The sequence below is a fragment of the Streptomyces sp. NPDC005393 genome, assembly GCF_040606675.1.
GTDB lineage: Bacteria > Actinomycetota > Actinomycetes > Streptomycetales > Streptomycetaceae > Streptomyces.
In genome coordinates this window covers 126476-142536 of sequence record NZ_JBEXFG010000013.1, presented here as the reverse complement: position 1 = coordinate 142536, position 16061 = coordinate 126476, and the positions used below count along the sequence as shown (strand labels likewise).

Sequence of the window (16061 nt, the reverse complement as noted above, 5' to 3'; positions counted from 1 at the left end):
CTTTCGGTCACCCAAGGGATTGGACCGGCGCACGCCCGGCGCACGCCGCGCCACCCGCCTTGATGAGCGGTCAACCATCCGCGCTCTTATGGCGCCGCGCACCCGCGCCGCGCACCCGCGGTACGCCCCGGGGCTCGCGCCCCGGGCGCAACCACGTCGGCGCTACGCCTCCGGGCCCGCGCTCGTGATGACGCCGAACGGCGCCCCGCCCACGTCCGTCAGCCATGCCATCCGGCCGATCCCCTCCGCCGACATCGCCGGCATCAGCACCGATCCGCCCAGCTCCTGCCCCTTGGCGACCACCCGATCGCAGTCCGCCACCTCGAAGTACGGCAGCCACTGCGGCGGTGTGGAGTGGCCCTCCTGGAGCTGGGCGATGCCGCCGAAGGAACCGTCCTTGCCTGAGCCGGCGGTGGACAGCACCGTGTACGTCCCGCCCGGGAAGGACATCTCCTCCATGTCCCAGCCGAAGACCGTGCGGTAGAAGTCGCGGGCCGCGGCGGGGTCGGGGGAGTGCAGCTCGGTCCAGCACAGCGAGCCGGGCTCATTGACCACCTCGAGGCCCGCCGTCTTACCGGGCTGCCAGACGGCGAAGCGAGCGCCGCCGGGGTCGGTGAACTGGGCCATCCGCCCCTCGTCGAAGACATCGAAGGGCGCGAGCCGCACGGTGCCGCCCGCCCGCTCGACGGTCTTCGCGGCCGCCTCCGCGTCCGGGGTGTGGAAGTACGGCGTCCAGGCCGCCCGCGCGCCCTGCTCGGTGAGGGGACCGACGGCGGCGACGGTCTTGCGGTCCCGCTTGAAGAAGCCGTATCCGCCCGCCTCGGGGCCGGCCGACTCGAAGGTCCAGCCCAGCAGGCCGCTGTAGAACGCCGCGGCCGCTTCGATGTCGGGGGCGCCGAGATCCAGCCAGTTGGGCGCGCCGGGGACGTAATCGGTGGTGAGCATGGCGGCTCCTTCAACGGTCGGGCGCCGGAGGGCAGGGTTCCGCGCTGCTGCGGGCTCCACGGCGGTTTCCCCCGGGCATTTCCCAGTCTGGCACCGGCCACTGACAGCCGCCGCTGGGGCTCACGGCGGGCGGTCGCGCGCATCCGCGCGATGGTGACAATGAGAAGGAGGGGGTACGCGATCGGGCCCGCGGGCCGGTGCCGCCGCCGGTGGGCCGTCAGGAGGTACACCATGACGAAGGCAGCAGACATCATGCACGCGGGCGTTCAGTGGATTTCGGAGAACGAAACGCTGGAGCGCGCGGCGCAGCTGATGCGCGATCTGGGCGTGGGCGCTCTGCCGATCAGCGACAGCCAGGAACGGCTGTGCGGCATACTCACCGACCGCGACATCGTCGTCGACTGTGTCGCGGTCGGCCGCGATCCGTCCCGGACGACGGCAGGGGAGCTGGCCCAGGGCACCCCGCGCTGGATCAGCGCGGACGCGGACGTCACCGAGGTGCTGCGGGAGATGGAAACGCACAAGATCCGCAGGCTGCCGGTGATCGACAAGAACAAGCGGCTCGTGGGCATGATCACCGAGGCCGATCTGGCCCGTCATCTCGCCGAGCTCTCCGAGCAGCAGATCGCCGAGTTCATGCAGAAGGTGTACGCGGAGGCGTAGCGGCGCAGGGCCGCCGTCCCGAGAGAGGAACGACGGCCCCATGGCCGCGGCGGACTTGAGGCGGCTTACAGGACGCGCACGGCCCCGGTGGGCATGTCGTAGTCGAGCGGGCGCTCGACGATCCCGGTGCTCGGGTTCTGCGCGCCGATGAACTTGCCGTCGCCGATGTAGACGCCGACGTGGTACGCGCTGCCCGCGCTGCCCCAGTAGAGCAGGTCGCCCGGCTGCAGCGAGTCCAGCGACACCGGGGTGCCGGCGCTGGACTGGTCCTGCGAGACCCGCGGCAGGTCGACACCGACCTGCTTGAAGGCGGCCTGGGTCAGACCGGAGCAGTCGTACGAAGATGGGCCGCTGGAGCCGAGCACATAGGCCTTGCCCAGCTGCGCCTTCAGGAAGCCGATCAGGGTCGCGGCGTTGCCGGTGGCGTTGGAGACGCTGGTGGTGGCGCTGGTGGTGGAGAGCGTGGTGCGCTCGGCGGAGCGGGACGCCTTCTCGGCCTTGGCCTCGGCCGCACGCTTGGCGGCGGCCTTGCGCGCCGCCTCCCTGGCCTCCTTCGCCTTGAGGTCGGCCTCCGCCTTGGCCTTCTTGGCGGCGGTCTTCGCGTGGGCGGCCGCCTGGTCCTGCTGAGCCTGGAGCTCGTAGTCCGACGCGGCCTGCTGCGTGGCGTCGACGGTCTGGGCGGCCGTGCTCGCCAGTGTGGCGCTGACGGTCGGCATCTCCAGGGTCGATTCGGCGGCGGACGACTCGGTGGCGGAGGCGGGCACGGCGGCACCGGCCACCGCGAGGGTGAGGATGCCACCGGTCATCCCCGCGCGGAGTGCACGCGTGGACGCGGCCCGGCGAGGCTTCCGGTGGCTGGGTATGTGTGCGACTGGGGACATAGGTCACTGGCTATCAGGGCCCAAAGGCCCGGATCAAGAAGAGTGGCGTGCGTCACATTTGGCATGCACGCGACCAGCATGGCCTCTAAATGATCTCCATCGCACGCCCCGCCGCCATGTCCGACTTTCTCGATCAAGTCCATACGCATGGCATTTGGTGACCGTGCGGTACCTACGGGCGGCCTACCACCGATGCGGCCCGCACACCAATGCTTCCCATCAAATTGAGATGCACAACGGGTGGCGGGGTGGGATACCTCACTCGCTCCGGCCCCCTCGTGAACGGATGCGCGAGCCGGTGATCAAGAAGTGGGGGAGGGGTGGCCGAGAGGTGTCGATACACGCGTCACCCATGCGGATGGCGATCAGCTACCAGCTGACGACGTCCATCGCAAATTTGCATGTATGTACCATATCTTGGTAAGAGCGCAACACGCTCACCTGTGACGACGTCCTTGAATGTCACCTCTCGTGACCGTTCGGATGCTTCGAGTGCTAGATCACCGCTCATCCGACTTCATGATCCTTCGTCAGGTGGTGGAGATCACAAAGGCGTTGTCGTACCCCGTGTCGCAGATCACAGACCGACGGGCATAGGATGCAGGCGAAACGGGCTTGTGAACTGCCTCACATGAGCACGATCTTCGTGAGGCGACAGCACATCCGTGCGATCCGCCAACCAGTCATCGTCGACTGAAGGGAGCGAGGACGGTGAACGCATACGCGCCCATCCTCGTACTGGGAGCCCTCGGGGCAGGTTTTGCGATCTTCTCGGTGTTCATGGCCGCGATCATCGGCCCCAAGCGCTACAACCGGGCCAAGCTCGAAGCCTATGAGTGCGGCGTCGAGCCGACTCCGCATCCGGCCGGCGGTGGGCGCTTCCCCATCAAGTACTACCTGACGGCGATGCTCTTCATCGTCTTCGACATCGAGATCGTCTTCCTCTACCCCTGGGCCGTCACCTTCGACGCCCTGGGGCTCTTCGGGCTCGTGGAGATGCTCCTCTTCGTGCTCACCGTCTTCGTCGCCTACGCCTACGTCTGGCGGCGCGGCGGCCTGGAGTGGGACTAGAGGGAGCCAGAGGAGATAGGGGAAACATCGCATGGGTATCGAGGAGAAGCTGCCGAGCGGCTTCCTGCTGACCACCGTGGAACAGGCCGCGGGGCTGGCCCGTAAGTCCTCCGTCTTCCCGGCCACCTTCGGGCTGGCCTGCTGCGCCATCGAGATGATGACCACCGGCGCCGGGCGCTATGACCTCGCCCGCTTCGGCATGGAGGTCTTCCGGGGCTCGCCCCGCCAGGCCGATCTGATGATCGTCGCCGGGCGGGTCAGCCAGAAGATGGCCCCGGTGCTGCGCCAGGTCTACGACCAGATGCCGAACCCGAAATGGGTCATCTCGATGGGCGTGTGCGCCTCCTCCGGAGGCATGTTCAACAACTACGCGATCGTGCAGGGCGTCGATCACATCGTGCCGGTGGACATCTATCTGCCCGGCTGCCCGCCGCGCCCCGAGATGCTCATCGACGCGATCCTCAAACTGCACCAGAAGATCCGCGAGGAGAAGCTCGGCGTGAACCGCGACCGCGCGGCCCGTGAGGCAGAGGAAGCGGCGCTGAAGGCGCTCCCGCTTATCGAGATGAAGGGGCTGCTGAGGTGAGCGACGTACCCGGTGCCAACGGGGTCAACCCCGACAAGGACCTCAACGCCGAGAACCTCCCCGGCCGGCGCGGTGACCAGGGCGAGCCCATCCGCGTCCAGCGAGGCATGTTCGGCGCCAACAACGGCGGCGACACCACCGGCTACGGCGGTCTGGTGCGTCCCGTGCGGCTGCCCGGCCAGGCCACCCGGCCGTACGGGGGCTGGTTCGACGAAGTCGCCGACGAGCTCGAGGGCGCGCTGGAGGAGCAGTCGCTGCTCCCCGAGAACGCGATCGAGAAGACCGTCGTGGACCGCGGTGAGCTGACCTTCCACATCGCGCGCGAGCATCTTCCGCGGGTCGCCCGGACGCTCCGCGACGACCCGGCGCTCCGCTTCGAGCTGTGCACGGGCGTCAGCGGCGTCCACTTCCCCGGCGACAAGGGCCGTGAGCTACATGCCGTCTACCACCTGCGGTCGATCACCCATAACCGGGTGCTGCGGCTGGAGGTGAGCGCTCCCGACAGCGATCCGCACATCCCGTCGATCGTCGACGTCTATCCGGCCAACGACTGGCATGAGCGCGAGACCTACGACTTCTTCGGCCTGATCTTCGACGGTCATCCCGCGCTGACGCGGATCATGATGCCCGACGACTGGCAGGGCTTCCCCCAGCGCAAGGACTACCCCCTCGGCGGCATCCCCGTCGAGTACAAGGGCGCCCAGATCCCGGCTCCGGACCAGCGGAGGTCGTACAGCTGATGTCTGCCACTCACGCAACGCCTCCGGCCTCCGCGCGCGAGACGACCGAGGGCACCGTCTACACCGTCACCGGCGGCGACTGGGACGAGGTCGTGGCCGCGACGGCGAAGGCCGACGACGAGCGGATCATCGTCAACATGGGTCCGCAGCACCCCTCCACCCATGGGGTGCTCCGGCTGATCCTGGAGATCGACGGCGAGACGGTCACCGAGGCCCGCTGCGGAATCGGTTACCTCCACACCGGAATCGAGAAGAACCTCGAATTCCGGAACTGGACGCAGGGCACCACCTTTGTGACGCGCATGGACTATCTGACGCCCTTCTACAACGAGGCGGCGTACTGCCTGGGCGTCGAGAAGCTGCTCGGCATCGAGGACCAGATCCCGGACCGGGCGACGGTCATCCGCGTGCTGCTGATGGAGCTCAACCGGCTCTCCTCGCATCTGGTGGCCATCGCCACCGGCGGTATGGAGCTCGGTGCGACCACCGTCATGATCTACGGCTTCCGCGACCGCGAGCTGGTGCTGGACCTCTTCGAGCTGATCACCGGGTTGCGGATGAACCATGCGTACATCCGGCCCGGCGGCCTGGTGCAGGACCTTCCGCCGGGGGCGGTCGACCAGATCCGCGCCTTCCTGAAGAAGATGCGTAAGAACATGGTCGAGTACGACAAGCTCGCGACCGGAAACCCGGTCTTCAAGGCCCGCCTGCAGAACGTCGGCTATCTCGACCTGGCCGGCTGTATGGCGCTCGGCGTGACCGGCCCGATACTGCGCGCCACCGGGCTGCCGCACGATCTGCGCAAGGCCGAGCCGTACTGCGGCTATGAGACCTATGACTTCGAGGTGCCGACCGCCGACACCTGCGACGCCTACGGCCGCTTCCTGATCCGGCTGGAGGAGATGCGCCAGTCGCTGCGGATCGTCGAGCAGTGCCTGGACCGGCTGGAGCCGGGCCCGGTGATGGTCGCGGACAAGAAGATCGCCTGGCCCGCGCAGCTCGCGCTCGGACCGGACGGCCTCGGCAACTCCCTCGACCACATCAAGAAGATCATGGGCACCTCGATGGAGGCCCTGATCCACCACTTCAAGCTGGTGACCGAGGGGTTCCGGGTCCCGCCCGGACAGGTGTACGCGGCGGTTGAGTCGCCCAGGGGCGAACTGGGCGCCCATATGGTCAGCGACGGCGGCACCCGCCCGTACCGCGTCCACTTCCGCGATCCGTCGTTCACCAATCTGCAGGCCGTGGCGGCGATGTGCGAAGGCGGCCAGGTCGCCGACGTGATCGTCGCGGTGGCGTCCATCGACCCCGTGATGGGAGGCGTCGACCGGTGACCGACGGACGCGCGGCCGCTGGGCCGCAGACGACGATGGCCGCACCTCTGCGCCGCGCGGGCGGAGAAGGGAACAGTGAGGCACGGTGAGTGACGTACAGCTGGGGATGCCGCAGATGCCGGTTCCCGACTACCCGGCCGAGGTACGGACCCGGCTCGAGGCGGATGCCCGGGAGGTGATCGCCCGCTACCCGGACAGCCGCAGCGCGCTGCTGCCGCTGCTGCATCTGGTGCAGTCCGAGGAGGGCCATGTCACCCGCACCGGCGTCCGGTTCTGCGCCGAGATGCTGAAGCTGACCACCGCCGAGGTCACCGCCGTCACCACCTTCTACACGATGTACCGGCGGAAGCCCTCCGGCGACTACCAGGTGGGGGTGTGCACCAACACCCTGTGCGCCGTCATGGGCGGCGACGCGATCTTCGAGGCCTTGCAGCAGCATCTGGAGCTCGGCAACGGGGAGACCACCGAGGACGGCAAGGTCACCCTGGAGCACATCGAGTGCAACGCGGCCTGCGACTTCGCGCCCGTGGTGATGGTCAACTGGGAGTTCTTCGACAACCAGACCGTCGAGTCCGCCAAGCGGCTGGTCGACGATCTGAGGGCGGGCCGGACCGTCGAGCCGACCCGGGGCGCGCCGCTGTGCACCTATAAGGAGACCGCCCGGATCCTCGCCGGCTTCCCCGACACCCGTCCGGGCGCGGTCGAGGCGGGCGGCTCCGCCGGTCCCGCCTCACTCGTCGGGCTGCGGCTGGCCAAGGGGGAGGCGGCGCCGGGCCGGGTCGTCTCGCCGCGGTCCGCGGGCGCCCCGCAGGACGAGTCGCCGCCGACGCATCCGAGCTCGCATGACGCGCCGCAGCGGACCTCCGCCTCCGATCCGCACCACCCGGCCGGTCCGATCGCCGAGGAGGGGGAGTGATGACCGTGACAACCGAGCGGGGCGAGCACAGCCCCGAGAAGCTGCTGGCACCCGTGCTCTCCGCGTTCTGGGATCAGCCGAACTCCTGGACGCTGCGCACCTATCTGCGCCACGAGGGCTATGAGGGCATGCGCAAGGCGCTCGCCATGGACCCCGACGATGTGATCGCGCTGGTGAAGGACGCCGGACTGCGCGGACGCGGCGGCGCGGGCTTCCCCACCGGAATGAAGTGGCAGTTCATTCCGCAGGGTGACGGCAAGCCGCACTATCTCGTCGTCAACGCCGATGAGTCCGAACCGGGAACCTGCAAGGACATCCCCCTTCTCTACGCCAATCCGCACGCCCTCATCGAGGGCATGGTGATCGCCTGCCACGCCATCCGCTCCGAGCACGCCTTCATCTATCTGCGCGGCGAGGTCGTCCCCGTACTACGGCGGCTGCACGAGGCCGTACGCGAGGCGTACGAGGCGGGCTATCTCGGCACGGCCACCCGCCGCCGGCAGAAGCTCGGGCGGGAGGGTCTTCCCGGTCTCGACATCACGGTGCACGCCGGTGCCGGCGCGTACATCTGTGGTGAGGAGACCGCACTGCTGGACTCGCTGGAGGGGCGCCGCGGACAGCCGAGGCTCAGGCCTCCCTTCCCGGCGGTCGCCGGCCTCTACGCCTGCCCCACTGTTGTCAATAACGTCGAGTCCATCGCGTCGGTTCCCGCGATCCTCAACAAGGGCAAGGAATGGTTCCGTTCGATGGGCAGCGAGAAGTCCCCGGGCTTCACGCTCTACTCGCTGTCCGGCCATGTGGCCAACCCAGGGCAGTACGAGGGCCCGCTCGGCATCACCCTGCGTCAGCTGCTCGACATGAGCGGCGGGATCCGCCCCGGCCACCGGCTGAAGTTCTGGACGCCGGGCGGCTCGTCCACCCCGCTGCTCACCGATGAGCACCTCGATGTCCCGCTGGACTACGAGGGCGTGGGCGCGGCCGGTTCGATGCTGGGCACCAAGGCGCTCCAGTGCTTCGACGAGACGACCTGTGTGGTGCGGGCCGTGACCCGCTGGACCGAGTTCTACGCGCATGAGTCCTGCGGCAAGTGCACACCCTGCCGCGAGGGCACGTACTGGCTGGTTCAGCTGTTGCGCGACCTCGAGGCCGGCAAGGGCCGCATGGAGGACCTCGACAAGCTGGCCGACATCGCCGACATCATCAACGGCAAGTCCTTCTGCGCGCTGGGCGACGGCGCGGCCAGCCCCATCTTCTCCTCGCTGAAGTACTTCCGGGAGGAGTACGAGCAGCACATCACCGGCGGAGGCTGTCCCTTCGACCCGGCCAACTCCACCGTCTGGGCCGACGAGCCGCGCTCCACTCATCTGGGGGTGAACGCATGACCGTGACCACCAATGCACCCTCGGGAGGCGGGGAGGCGGCGGTGCCGCGCGAAGATCTGGTCTCCGTGACCATCGACGGAATCGAGATCTCCGTCCCCAAGGGGACGCTGGTCATCCGCGCCGCCGAACTGCTCGGCATCGAGATTCCGCGCTTCTGCGACCATCCGCTCCTCGACCCCGTCGGCGCCTGCCGCCAGTGCATCGTCGAGGTGGAGGGCCAGCGCAAGCCGATGGCCTCGTGCACCATCACCTGCACCGACGGGATGGTGGTCAGGACGCAGCTCACCTCGCCGGTCGCCGAGAAGGCGCAGCGCGGGGTGATGGAGCTGCTGCTGATCAACCACCCGCTGGACTGCCCGGTCTGCGACAAGGGCGGTGAATGCCCGCTGCAGAACCAGGCGATGAGCGCCGGACGGTCCGACAGCCGCTTCGAGGGCCACAAGCGGACGTTCCCCAAGCCCGTCCCGATCTCGGCTCAGGTGCTGCTGGACCGCGAGCGCTGTGTGCTGTGCGCGCGCTGCACCCGCTTCTCCAACCAGATCGCGGGCGACCCGATGATCGAGCTGCTGGAGCGTGGCGCGCTCCAGCAGGTCGGCACGGGCGAGGGCGATCCGTTCGAGTCGTACTTCTCGGGCAACACCATCCAGATCTGCCCGGTGGGCGCGCTGACGTCGGCGGCGTACCGGTTCCGCTCCCGCCCCTTCGACCTGGTCTCCTCGCCGAGCGTGTGCGAGCACTGCGCGAGCGGCTGCGCGACCCGCACCGACCACCGGCGCGGCAAGGTGATGCGGCGGCTGGCGGCGGACGACCCCGAGGTCAACGAGGAGTGGATCTGCGACAAGGGCCGTTTCGGCTTCCGCTACGCCCAGCTTCCGGACCGGCTCGCCACCCCACTGGTGCGCGACCGCGAGACGGGGAAGCTGGAGCCGGCGAGCTGGCCCGAGGCGCTCGCGGCGGCGGCCGAGGGTCTTGCCACCGCGCGCGGCCGCACCGGGGTGCTGACCGGCGGCCGGCTGACCGTCGAGGACGCGTACGCGTACGCGAAGTTCGCCCGGATCGCCCTGGACACCAACGACATCGACTTCCGCGCCCGGACGTACAGCGAGGAGGAGGCCGACTTCCTGGCCGCCCATATCGCAGGCCGGGGCCGTGATCTGGACGGCAGCGGACTGACCTACGCCACGCTGGAGAAGGCGCCGGCCGTCCTGCTGGTGGGCTTCGAGGCCGAGGAGGAGGCGCCCGGCGTCTTCCTGCGGCTGCGCAAGGCACACCGCAAGCACGGCCAGCGCACCTTCTCGCTCGCCACCCACGCCACCCGGGGCCTGGAGAAGGCGGGCGGCACGCTGCTGCCGGCCGCCCCCGGCACCGAGACCGAATGGCTGGACGCGATCGCGGGCCGTACGGGGCTGGACGAGGACGGGGAGCGGGCCGCCGAGGCACTGCGCATCGATGGCGCGGTGATCGTCGTGGGCGAGCGGCTCGCTTCCGTGGCGGGCGCGCTGACCGCGGCGGTACGGGCCGCGGCGGCCACCGGGGCCACGCTCGCGTGGATCCCGCGCCGGGCCGGGGAGCGGGGCGCCATCGAGGCCGGTGCGCTTCCGGGGCTGCTGCCCGGCGGCCGCCCGGCCCACGATCCGCGGGCCCGGGAGGAGACCGCCACCGTGTGGGGCGTCGCCGAACTGCCGCACCAGGTGGGCCGGGACATCGGCCAGATCATCGAGGCCGCGGCGGTCGGAGGGCTCGGCGCGCTGCTGGTCGCGGGGGTCGAGGTCGCCGATCTGCCCGATCCGGCACGGGCCCTCGAAGCGCTGGAGGCGGTCGGCTTCGTCCTCAGCCTGGAGCAGCGGCCCTCCGAGGTCACCGAGCGGGCGGATGTGGTGCTGCCGGTCGCGGCGGTCGTCGAGAAGTCCGGCACCTTCCTCAATTGGGAGGGGCGGGCCCGGCCGTTCGAGGCCGCGCTCAAACCCGACCAGATGACCCGCCGGCATACCCTCCCCGACGCCCGGGTGCTGCACATGCTGGCCGACGCGCTCGACACGGATCTGGCGCTGCCGGACGTCGAGGCCGTACGCGCCGAGCTGACCCGGCTCGGCACCTGGCAGGGCCCGCGTTCCACCGCCCCGCTGGAGACGGGCGGCCCGTTGCCCCGGCCCACCGAGGGCGAGGCCGTGCTCGCGGGCCACCGGCTGCTGCTCGACCAGGGCCGGCTCCAGGAGGGCGACCCGGCGCTGGCGGGGACCCGCCACGCGGCCGTGGCCCGGCTCTCGGCGACGACGGCCGAGGAGGCGGGGGTGCGGGACGGTCAGACGGTCCGCGTCACCGGCCCGGCCGGCTCCGTCCACCTGCCCCTGAGCGTCACGCCGATGCCCGACCGGGTGGTCTGGCTGCCGATGGCCTCCACGGGCGGCGGCGTCCACCGCGACCTGGGAGCCCGCCCCGGTGACGTCGTCACGATCACTGCCCCCGCGACGGAGGTGACGGCATGAGGTATCTCGCCGCGGATCTCGCCGCAGAGGACCTGTCGATGTTCGGCCGCGACCCGTGGTGGCTGATCCTGATCAAGGCCGTCTTCTGCTTTGCCTTCCTGATGCTGACGGTGCTCATCTCCATCGTCATGGAGCGCAAGGTGCTCGGCTGGATGCAGCTGCGCATCGGCCCCAACCGGCACGGCCCCTGGGGCATGCTGCAGTCCCTCGCGGACGGCGTGAAGCTGATGCTCAAGGAGGACGTGGTCGTCAAGGGCGCGGACAAGGTGGTCTACATCCTGGCGCCGATCGTCGCCGCCATCCCGGCCTTCATGGCGGTCGCGGTGATCCCGTTCGGCCCGTCGGGCGGCGAGGTCTCGGTCTTCGGCCATCGCACCGCGATGCAGCTGACCGATCTGCCGATCGCCGTCCTCTACATCCTCGCCACCGCCTCGGTCGGCATCTACGGCATCGTGCTGGCGGGCTGGTCCTCCGGGTCGACGTATCCGCTCCTGGGGGGCCTGCGCTCCTGCGCCCAGATGATCAGCTACGAGATCGCGATGGGCCTGTCCTTCGCGGCGGTGTTCCTCTACTCCGGATCGATGTCGACCTCGCAGATCGTCGCCTCGCAGCACGACCGCTGGTACGCGGTGCTGCTGCCGGTCTCGTTCCTCATCTACATCGTCTCGATGGTCGGTGAGACCAACCGGGCGCCGTTCGACATGCCGGAGTCCGAGGGCGATCTGGTCGGCGGCTTCAACACCGAGTACTCGTCGATCAAGTTCGCGCTGTTCATGCTCGCCGAGTACATCAACATGGTCACCGTCTCGATGGTCGCCGTCACCCTCTTCCTCGGCGGCTGGCGGGCGCCCTGGCCCATCAGCACCTTCTGGGCGGGCGCCAACCACGGCTGGTGGCCGCTGCTGTGGTTCCTCGCCAAGGTCGTCTCGCTGCTGTTCGCCTTCATGTGGATCCGCGCCTCGCTGCCGCGCGTCCGCTACGACCAGTTCATGAAGCTGGGCTGGAAGGTGCTCATCCCGATCTCGATGGTCTGGCTGATGCTGGTCGCCACCGTCCGGGCGCTGCGCAACGAGAACTACGACTACCAGGACATCGTGCTGTACGTCGGCGGCGCGGTCATCGCGCTGCTGCTGCTGTCCTTCGTCGTGGACGTCTTCCGCGACCGCGAGGCGGCGAAGACCGAGGCCGGAGCGGAGGAGGGGCCCGAGCCCGCCTTCGACCCGATGGCGGGCGGATACCCGGTCCCGCCGCTGCCCGGCCAGACCCCGCCGCCCGTACCCCGCCGACGTCCGCGCCAGGAGCGCGAGTTGATTGTCAGTGGCGGCCCCGACACTGTCAGTGACGGAAAGGAGGCCGACGGTGCCTGACTTCCAGAACCCGGTGGCCGGCTTCGGCGTGACCTTCAAGGCCATGTTCAAAAAGCGGCTCACCGAGCAGTACCCGGAGGAGAAGAAGCCCACCGCGCCCCGCTTCCATGGACGCCACCAGCTCAACCGGCATCCGGACGGGCTGGAGAAGTGCATCGGCTGCGAGCTGTGCGCCTGGGCCTGCCCGGCCGACGCGATCTATGTGGAGGGCGCGGACAACACCGACGAGGAGCGCTACTCCCCGGGGGAGCGCTACGGCCGCGTCTACCAGATCAACTATCTGCGCTGCATCCTGTGCGGCCTGTGCGTCGAGGCGTGCCCCACCCGGGCGCTGACCATGACCAATGAGTACGAGCTCGCCGACCGGAGCCGCGAATCGCTCATCTACACCAAGGAGGAGCTGCTCGCGGGCCTGGAGGAGGGCATGGTCGACAGCCCGCACGTCATCTACCCCGGCATGGACGAGCAGGACTACTACCGGGGCCTGGTGACGGAGGCCGCACCCGGGACGACGCGCCAAGTCGCGGAGGGGGAGACCCCGTCCGACCAGGCTGCCGGGGACGAGGAGCACACGCAGCAGGGGGTGCTGTGATGAGCGGCGCTCTGGCCGCGGCGGCCTCCACCACCTCCACCGGTGAGGCCCTCCAGTTCTGGGTGCTCGGCACCGTCGCCGTGATCGGCGCGCTGGGCACGATCCTGATGCGCAAGGCCGTGCACAGCGCCCTGTGCCTGGCGGGCACCATGATCGTCCTGGCGATCTTCTACCTCGCCAACGGCGCGTACTTCCTGGGGGTCGTCCAGATCGTCGTCTACACCGGCGCGATCATGATGCTCTTCCTCTTCGTCGTGATGCTCGTCGGCGTCACCGCCGCCGACTCGCTCAAGGAGACCTTGAAGGGGCAGCGCTGGCTCGCCGCCCTGTGCGGGCTCGGCTTCGGCATCCTGCTGTGCGCCGGGATCGGCAATGCCCGGCTGAGGACCTTCAACGGTCTGGGGCAGGCCAACTCCGGCGGCAATGTGGAGGGGCTCGCGGCCCTCGTCTTCACCAAGTACGTCTTCGCCTTCGAGATCACCGGCGCGCTGCTGATCACCGCGGCGGTCGGCGCGATGGTGCTGACCCACCGTGAGCGCATCGAGCGTGCGCTCAGCCAGCGCGAGCAGTCCGAGGCGCGGGTGCGCACCGGCCGGAATGTCCCGCCGCTGCCCGCCCCCGGCGTCTACGCGCGGCACAACGCGGTGGATGTCCCCGGGCTGCTGCCCGACGGTACGTCGTCCGAGCTCACCGTCAACGCGACGCTGCGCGGTCGCGGCCAGATCCAGGATGTCTCCCAGGAGGCGCTGGCCGAGCTGGCGGCGCTGGAGCAGCGCTCCCATCGATGGCTCGGCCGGAAGACCAAGGGCGCCGACGCCGATGCCGACGCGGGCGCCGGCGCCCGCGAGAAGTCCGAGGACGCCAAGGGCTCCAAGGGGGTCGCCAAGTGAATCCGGTCTATTACCTCTACCTGGCCGCCCTGTTGTTCACCATCGGTGCGGCCGGGGTCGTGACCAGGCGGAACGCGATCGTCCTCTTCATGTGCGTCGAGCTGATGCTGAACGCGTGCAACCTGGCGTTCGTCACCTTCTCCCGGCTGCACGGCAACCTCGACGGCCAGATCATCGCCTTCTTCACGATGGTCGTCGCCGCGGCGGAGGTCGTGGTCGGCCTCGCGATCATCGTGACCGTCTTCCGCTCCCGCCACTCGGCCTCGGTCGACGACGCCAGCCTGATGAAGCTCTAGAAGGGGTCGCGTTCAAGTGGAGAACCTCATCGGATTGCTTGTCGCGGTGCCGCTGTTCGGCGCGGCACTGCTGCTGTGCGGCGGGCGGCGGCTTGACCGCGCGGGCCACTACATCGGCACGGTGCTCGCGGCGGGCTCCTTCGTGATCGGCGCGGTGCTCTTCGCCGATATGCTCGGCCGCGGCGAGCACGACCGGGCCCTGCACAGCAAGGTCTTTACCTGGATTCCGGTGGGCGGCTTCCGGGCGGACGTCGCCTTCCAGCTCGACCAGTTGTCGATGACCTTCGTGCTGCTGATCACCGGTGTGGGCACGCTGATCCACATCTATTCGATCGGCTATATGGAGCACGACGAGCGCCGCCGCCGCTTCTTCGGTTATCTCAATCTCTTCCTCGCGGCCATGCTGCTGCTCGTCCTCGCCGACAACTACCTGCTGCTGTACGTCGGCTGGGAGGGCGTCGGCCTCGCCTCGTATCTGCTGATCGGCTTCTGGCAGCACAAGCCGAGCGCGGCCACGGCGGCGAAGAAGGCGTTCATCGTCAACCGCGTCGGCGATATGGGCCTGTCGATCGCGATCATGGTGATGTTCACGACCTTCGGGACGTTCGCCCTCGCGCCGGTGCTGGCGAACGCGGACCAGGCGAGCGAGGGCAAGCTCACCGCGATCGGGCTGATGCTGCTGCTCGCCGCGTGCGGTAAGTCGGCCCAGGTGCCGCTCCAGTCCTGGCTCGGGGACGCGATGGAGGGCCCGACCCCGGTCTCGGCCCTGATCCACGCGGCGACCATGGTGACCGCGGGCGTGTATCTGATCACCCGCTCCGGCGCGATCTTCAACGCCGCGCCGGACGCGCAGACCGCGGTGGTCACGGTCGGCGCGGTCACGCTCCTCTTCGGTGCGATCGTCGGTTGCGCCAAGGACGACATCAAGAAGGCCCTGGCCGGGTCCACCATGTCGCAGATCGGCTATATGATCCTCGCCGCCGGGCTCGGCCCGATCGGCTATGTCTTCGCGATCATGCACCTGGTCACCCACGGCTTCTTCAAGGCGGGGCTCTTCCTCGGCGCCGGATCGGTCATGCACTCCATGAACGACGAGGTCGACATGCGCAAGTACGGCGGCCTGCGGAAGTACATGCCGGTCACCTTCGTCACCTTCGGGCTCGGCTATCTGGCCATCATCGGCTTCCCGGGGCTCTCCGGCTTCTGGTCCAAGGACAAGATCATCGAGGCGGCCTTCGCCAAGGGCGGCACCGAGGGCTGGATCCTCGGCGGCGCGGCCCTGCTGGGCGCGGCCATCACGGCGTTCTACATGACCCGGGTCATGCTGCTGACCTTCTTCGGTGAGAAGCGCTGGGTCCCCGATGAGCAGGGCCATGAGCCCCATCCGCACGAGTCGCCGAAGTCCATGACCATTCCCATGATCGTCCTGGCCGTCGGATCGGTCTTCGCGGGCGGGCTGTTCAGCCTCAACGAGTCGTTCCTCAAGTGGCTGGAGCCCGTCACCGGCCACAGCGAGGGCAATTCGCCGCTCAGCGCCGCCGCCGTCACCGGCGGGACCATGGTCGTCCTGCTGCTCGGCGTCGCGCTCGCCTGGGCGCAGTACGGGCGGCGGCCCGTGCCGCGCACCGCCCCGCGCGGATCCCTGCTCACCCGGGCCGCCCGCCGCGATCTGCTGCAGGACGACTTCAACCATGTCGCGCTCGTCAAACCCGGCCAGTACCTCACCCGCGGTCTGGTCTATGTCGACCACAAGCTGGTCGACGGGGTGGTCAACGGCACCGCGGCCGGGGTCGGCGGCCTCTCCGGCCGGCTGCGGAAGCTCCAGAACGGCTACGCCCGTACGTACGCGGTCTCGATGTTCGGCGGTACGGCGGTGCTCATCGCCGCGACCCTGCTGATGAGGGCGGTTTGA

Annotated in this window: 15 protein-coding genes; 13 read left to right on the top strand and 2 right to left on the bottom strand. The window is 69.2% G+C overall.

The window, feature by feature from the left end; genetic code table 11:
• Window positions 1-162 precede the first annotated feature (162 nt).
• Window positions 163-945 (bottom strand): VOC family protein, encoded by a 783-nt coding sequence (locus ABZS71_RS14590; RefSeq protein WP_355843559.1) that lies wholly within the window; start codon window positions 943-945, stop codon window positions 163-165.
• Between the two features lie 231 nt (window positions 946-1176).
• Here ABZS71_RS14590 and ABZS71_RS14585 point away from each other — a divergent pair, with 231 nt between their 5' ends.
• Window positions 1177-1608: a CBS domain-containing protein gene (locus tag ABZS71_RS14585; protein ID WP_355843556.1), complete on the top strand. Its 432-nt coding sequence runs from the start codon at window positions 1177-1179 to the stop codon at window positions 1606-1608.
• Window positions 1609-1673: 65 nt separating this feature from the next.
• Here the strand turns inward: ABZS71_RS14585 and ABZS71_RS14580 are convergent, their stop codons facing one another.
• Entirely contained in the window at window positions 1674-2489 is an 816-nt protein-coding gene (locus ABZS71_RS14580) for a C40 family peptidase (protein ID WP_355843553.1), read from the bottom strand.
• Between the two features lie 711 nt (window positions 2490-3200).
• Between ABZS71_RS14580 and ABZS71_RS14575 the strand changes: the two genes are divergently transcribed.
• The 12 genes from ABZS71_RS14575 to nuoL all read left to right on the top strand — a co-directional run bounded on the left by ABZS71_RS14575 (window position 3201) and on the right by nuoL (window position 16061).
• A complete protein-coding gene (locus ABZS71_RS14575) occupies window positions 3201-3560 on the top strand; it encodes an NADH-quinone oxidoreductase subunit A (protein WP_355843550.1) in 360 nt (119 codons plus the stop codon).
• Window positions 3561-3591: 31 nt separating this feature from the next.
• A complete protein-coding gene (locus tag ABZS71_RS14570; protein WP_355843547.1) occupies window positions 3592-4146 on the top strand; it encodes an NADH-quinone oxidoreductase subunit B family protein in 555 nt (184 codons plus the stop codon).
• Window positions 4143-4886: an NADH-quinone oxidoreductase subunit C gene (locus ABZS71_RS14565; protein WP_356209996.1), complete on the top strand. Its 744-nt coding sequence runs from the start codon at window positions 4143-4145 to the stop codon at window positions 4884-4886. The genes ABZS71_RS14570 and ABZS71_RS14565 overlap by 4 nt, the downstream gene beginning before the upstream one ends.
• The gene (locus ABZS71_RS14560) at window positions 4886-6220 is read left to right on the top strand and encodes an NADH-quinone oxidoreductase subunit D (RefSeq protein ID WP_356209994.1); all 1335 of its coding nucleotides are present in this window, start codon (window positions 4886-4888) and stop codon (window positions 6218-6220) included. Before ABZS71_RS14565 ends, ABZS71_RS14560 begins: the two co-directional genes overlap by 1 nt.
• A 106-nt stretch (window positions 6221-6326) precedes the next feature.
• Complete coding sequence (nuoE, locus tag ABZS71_RS14555; protein ID WP_356210005.1) at window positions 6327-7136, top strand: NADH-quinone oxidoreductase subunit NuoE; 810 nt, start codon at window positions 6327-6329, stop codon at window positions 7134-7136.
• Window positions 7136-8518, top strand: coding sequence for an NADH-quinone oxidoreductase subunit NuoF (nuoF, locus tag ABZS71_RS14550; protein WP_356209993.1), 1383 nt, complete (start codon window positions 7136-7138; stop codon window positions 8516-8518). The genes nuoE and nuoF overlap by 1 nt, the downstream gene beginning before the upstream one ends.
• Window positions 8515-11004 carry an NADH-quinone oxidoreductase subunit G gene (locus tag ABZS71_RS14545; RefSeq protein WP_356209991.1) on the top strand — a complete coding sequence of 830 codons (2490 nt, stop codon included), beginning with the start codon at window positions 8515-8517 and terminating at the stop codon, window positions 11002-11004. Before nuoF ends, ABZS71_RS14545 begins: the two co-directional genes overlap by 4 nt.
• Window positions 11001-12371: an NADH-quinone oxidoreductase subunit NuoH gene (gene nuoH / locus ABZS71_RS14540; protein ID WP_356209989.1), complete on the top strand. Its 1371-nt coding sequence runs from the start codon at window positions 11001-11003 to the stop codon at window positions 12369-12371. Before ABZS71_RS14545 ends, nuoH begins: the two co-directional genes overlap by 4 nt.
• Complete coding sequence (nuoI, locus tag ABZS71_RS14535; RefSeq protein WP_355843529.1) at window positions 12364-12963, top strand: NADH-quinone oxidoreductase subunit NuoI; 600 nt, start codon at window positions 12364-12366, stop codon at window positions 12961-12963. The genes nuoH and nuoI overlap by 8 nt, the downstream gene beginning before the upstream one ends.
• A complete protein-coding gene (locus ABZS71_RS14530; RefSeq protein ID WP_356209987.1) occupies window positions 12963-13853 on the top strand; it encodes an NADH-quinone oxidoreductase subunit J in 891 nt (296 codons plus the stop codon). Before nuoI ends, ABZS71_RS14530 begins: the two co-directional genes overlap by 1 nt.
• The gene (gene nuoK, locus ABZS71_RS14525; RefSeq protein ID WP_355843523.1) at window positions 13850-14149 is read left to right on the top strand and encodes an NADH-quinone oxidoreductase subunit NuoK; all 300 of its coding nucleotides are present in this window, start codon (window positions 13850-13852) and stop codon (window positions 14147-14149) included. Before ABZS71_RS14530 ends, nuoK begins: the two co-directional genes overlap by 4 nt.
• Window positions 14150-14165: 16 nt before the next feature.
• A complete protein-coding gene (nuoL, locus tag ABZS71_RS14520; RefSeq protein ID WP_356209985.1) occupies window positions 14166-16061 on the top strand; it encodes an NADH-quinone oxidoreductase subunit L in 1896 nt (631 codons plus the stop codon).